Origin of the sequence: Paenibacillus sp. OT2-17 (assembly GCF_009827695.1) — a bacterium.
GTDB classification, from domain to species: domain Bacteria; phylum Bacillota; class Bacilli; order Paenibacillales; family Paenibacillaceae; genus Paenibacillus; species Paenibacillus polymyxa_B.
In genome coordinates this window covers 1-2,292 of the sequence record NZ_WUDQ01000577.1, presented here as the reverse complement: position 1 = coordinate 2,292, position 2,292 = coordinate 1, and the positions used below count along the sequence as shown (strand labels likewise).

At 46.4% G+C, this 2,292-nt stretch carries 2 protein-coding genes and 1 pseudogene; 2 read left to right on the top strand and 1 reads right to left on the bottom strand.

The genetic code is table 11. The features are described 5' to 3' along the window. Nucleotides 1-303 precede the first annotated feature (303 nt). Together GRP75_RS24765 and GRP75_RS24760 are read left to right on the top strand one after the other, a co-directional pair. Entirely contained in the window at nt 304-1,167 is an 864-nt protein-coding gene (locus GRP75_RS24765) for a class I SAM-dependent methyltransferase (protein WP_028540694.1), read from the top strand. Between the two features lie 9 nt (nt 1,168-1,176). Further along, nucleotides 1,177-1,923 carry an RluA family pseudouridine synthase gene (locus GRP75_RS24760; RefSeq protein WP_160790651.1) on the top strand — a complete coding sequence of 249 codons (747 nt, stop codon included), beginning with the start codon at nt 1,177-1,179 and terminating at the stop codon, nt 1,921-1,923. Nucleotides 1,924-2,059: 136 nt separating this feature from the next. On the opposite strand, the pseudogene GRP75_RS24755 reads toward GRP75_RS24760, so the two are convergent. Continuing rightward, nucleotides 2,060-2,292: pseudogene (locus GRP75_RS24755) on the bottom strand (MFS transporter); the annotation flags it as partial.

Below are 2,292 nucleotides of genomic sequence, written 5' to 3'. Positions count from 1 at the left end.
ATTAAGTAGAACTTCAGCTGTGTTGATAAAAAAATATTATGTACGTACAATACAATCCGTTTTTCATTATTATGATAAAAAACGGATAGTTGTACGTACAAGTGGGATTGATTTCATTTTAATATGGAAGCGCTATAATTACAAGTACATCCTAGAAAAAATATTTTGGACCATTTGACTACTTACTTATTTATGTAATCATTCGATTGTTGCTGAGGTTTGTTGTACAATAGACTCCATATGGGGATTTCTGTGCAGCTTGCTGCCTGAATCCTGAATTGACTGCTGAAGGATGGATTGTACATGTATGTAGCACAAGAATGGAAAGACTATGAAGTAATGGATACAGGCGGTGGTGAAAAACTGGAACGTTGGGGTGATATTGTCCTGCGTCGTCCCGATCCGCAAATCATATGGCCTTTGGCCCAGGAAACAGCCGAATGGCGTAATGTTCATGGACATTACCACCGTAGTTCCTCCGGTGGTGGCAACTGGGATATGAAAAAACCTATCCCCGAGCGCTGGACAATTAGCTATGGACCGCTTAAATTCCACATTAAACCGACCAGCTTCAAGCATACCGGTCTTTTTCCAGAGCAAGCAGCGAACTGGAGCTGGATGATGGATAAAATCAAAGGCGCAGGCAGACCAATTTCCGTACTGAACCTGTTTGCATACACGGGAGGAGCCACGACTGCTGCTGCGTATGCTGGAGCTAGTGTAGTTCACGTGGATGCCGCCAAAGGCATGGTGCAGTGGGCAAAGGAAAACGTTCAATTGTCCGGTCTGGCTGACCGTCCGGTACGCTTCATTACGGACGACGTATTCAAGTTCGTGCAACGAGAACAACGTCGGGGCAACCGTTATGATGCCATTATTATGGACCCTCCTTCTTACGGACGCGGACCAAACGGAGAAACTTGGAAGCTTGAAGAAAGCTTATACCCGTTTCTCGAATCCTGCATGAGCATTATTTCAGATCAACCGCTGTTCATGCTGATTAACTCTTATACTACAGGTATTTCGCCTACTGTATTGCGCAACATGCTGAGCATGACCATGCAACAAAAGTACGGCGGCCAAATTAGCGCTGGTGAAATTGGATTGCCGATCACACGCTCGGGATTGAATTTGCCTTGTGGTATTCTCGGACGCTGGGAGGCTTAAATTCCTCTTATGACTCAAAATGAACTTACCCGGCATGAGCATGCACAGCCGAATATTCCTGTCCTCTATGAGGACAATCATGTTTTGGCGGTTGTAAAGCCTGTCAATGTTCCAACGCAAGAGGATGCCAGTGGTGATCCTGATCTGTTGTCTTTACTCAAGGAAGATCTAAAAATTAGACACAATAAGCCTGGTAACGTTTTTTTGGGTTTAGTTCACAGACTGGATCGGCCTGTAGGTGGAGCCATGATTTTTGCTAAGACGTCCAAAGCTGCTTCTCGCCTGTCTGAGTCGGTTCGAAGTCGTCATTTTCACAAACTGTATACAGCAGTTCTGAATGGCGTTCCTACGGCCCCACAGGGCCGTCTAACCCATTATCTGCTAAAGGATAGCCGTACCAACACGGTTCAAGCGGTTCGGCCTGGCACGGCTGGTGCGAAGGAAGCCATTTTGGAGTACCGCATAATCGGACAAGCAGATGGACTCAGTCTCGTGCAGATTAAGTTGCACACCGGACGCTCACACCAAATTCGTGTGCAAATGCAGGCGATCGGCTGTCCCCTCTACGGTGACCAAAAATATGGCGGTAATCTGAGCCGGCCCGGTCAACAGCTCGCTCTCTGGTCCTTACTCGCTGGAGCACCGCATCCGGTTAGCAAGGACGATATGAGATTTCACTCGTTACCTCCAGTCCAATTTCCATGGAATGAATGGCCCCGGTCGCTTTATGAGAACATGATTACGTCTGAAATTTGAACCGGAAATCCCTGCCCTATCTGGATATCAACATCTTCAACCCCATTTGCACAAAGAACCTGCAACGCATGTAAACAAACATGCATTGCAGGTTCTTTTTTTGCAGAAAATTAAATTAATGCGTCATCTCATCCTTTTATGACGAGGAAGCCACGGACTGCCCCTTCTTGCTGTTTACCAGCTGTTGACGGGGATGGGCGTTTTGTGCATTCGTATTTTTGATGAAAAACGCTAAAATCAGAGCGGCCACACTCAACACTGTTGCAATGATAAAAGCCGAGTTAATCCCATAAATTGTAGCTTGGTTGCCTGCAGCCAGCATCCCCGCTTTATCCGTCACGGTCAGTCCCTCAGATGTAACAATCGATG

What these genes read in the sequence shown, in the direction of transcription:
- GRP75_RS24760 (WP_160790651.1), top strand. Translation starts at nt 1,177, where the DNA reads ATGACTCAAAATGAACTTACCCGGCATGAGCATGCACAGCCGAATATT.
- GRP75_RS24765 (WP_028540694.1), top strand. Translation starts at nt 304, where the DNA reads ATGTATGTAGCACAAGAATGGAAAGACTATGAAGTAATGGATACAGGC.